A 1,441-nucleotide genomic window follows, 5' to 3' on the forward strand; every position below is an offset into this window, starting at 1 on the left:
AGGTCAGCTTTTCAGGTACCATTTTGGAAGCGGCTGTTGGTGCTTGATGGATTGGTTAGGTTCTTGAAATCATAGCACTTTCAGCCGCTTTCTTTTATACCCTGTGAGAAATCCGGGCTAGTGCCGTTATCTATGTTCAATGAGTCCCAGCCATTCATATCGGACCGTATCGTTCCTTGTTGATCAAATGATCCCTTTCCGTTATTTATAGTATTACCATTAACTTCATAAACAGGATCTCTTGCATCTGCCCATGAGACTGCACTGGCAGAAAGAGCGATAGCAGCAGCGAGAGTTGTAAGTTGCATTTTCATGGTATTTCCCCTTTGGTTTCGATCGTCTTGCTTTGGTGATCACTGAGCTAGCCGGATGCTGCTCAGTGGTTCTCGACGGTGACCGGCAGTGCATTGCCCGAATACGCTTGGTGTTCGATACTGATGCTCCGCGGGCCACTCCCCGATTGTGTAATATGGATGTCGCTTGCTATGCCGAACTGACGAATATCGGCGTTAAGCGCTAATGCTGCGCTTTCATTTCTCTGGTTAATGGAAGCGCTATGTTGATTGCCCACTTGCCAGATAACCGCTGAGTTATTGCTGCCATACTGGGAAATAGCGCCAACATTGTTATTTCCCTTTTGGTGGATAAGCGCGAAATTTCCCGTTTGAAAACTAGCTGAATAAGACTGCATGATACTGGCGTTATTATTGTTGCCTGTTTGTTGGATAACACTTGCATTAATAGTGTCTATATTACTACTCACTAAATTTCTTGTTTCTTCTATGTACTGCGTTATCCTTGCTTTTTCTATTAGAGAATTGTCATCTGCACTGACAGAGGATATCGTTATCACTAATATAAGTGACAGTAAAAAAGCCAATAAAAGCCATTTAAAAATGCGCTTTATTGAGGTATGTCCACAATAGCTATTCACTTATCACTCCTTCCAAGGGATATCTATTTCTTTTTAGATGACCTTATTGTGGCTTCTGAAAATTTTTTGGATATAAGAAATTTTCTGGATTAAGTTTTATTGAAAATAGTTTTTTTTAGCAACGGAAGGATTACGTATATCAAGTAACATTAGCCGTAAATCTACTTAGAATCAGGATCAGGTTTATGATTGATTTTTCGGAGGGAATAGAAAAAATATATATTTCAATTATTTAGTTTGCAGGTAGAGTTTTTTATATAAAAAAAGGTCATGCTTTTGCATGACCCTGAAGGTTCCCTTGATTGATGTAACTGAGTTATACAGCAGTCTTTATATCAATTTATATTTTATTAGTTATAGCTGTGGAATAGGCGCGTTGAGGTAATTGTCATTTTCAGAAGACGACTGCACCAATCAACGAGACATGAAGCCTGCTGTGCATACGGCTCCTGACAGCCCGATATCAGGACTCCTCTGCACGAAACTCGTCTATGCTCAATACTCGTG

The 1,441-nt window shown here is 40.2% G+C and carries 2 protein-coding genes; both read right to left on the bottom strand.

All coding sequences use genetic code 11. The annotated features are described in order from the left end of the window. Positions 1-80: 80 nt before the first annotated feature. Positions 81-314, bottom strand: coding sequence for a hypothetical protein (locus V8L70_RS22760; RefSeq protein ID WP_336270705.1), 234 nt, complete (start codon positions 312-314; stop codon positions 81-83). A 62-nt stretch (positions 315-376) separates the two neighbouring features. After that, entirely contained in the window at positions 377-934 is a 558-nt protein-coding gene (locus V8L70_RS22765; RefSeq protein ID WP_336270706.1) for a hypothetical protein, read from the bottom strand. Positions 935-1,441: the final 507 nt, after the last annotated feature.

It is taken from the genome of Vreelandella arctica, assembly GCF_037070215.1.
Classification (GTDB): Bacteria; Pseudomonadota; Gammaproteobacteria; order Pseudomonadales; family Halomonadaceae; genus Vreelandella; species Vreelandella arctica.

Bases quoted from the DNA above. Each gene is read 5' to 3' on its own strand.
- V8L70_RS22760 (WP_336270705.1), bottom strand. From the start codon at position 314: ATGAAAATGCAACTTACAACTCTCGCTGCTGCTATCGCTCTTTCTGCC.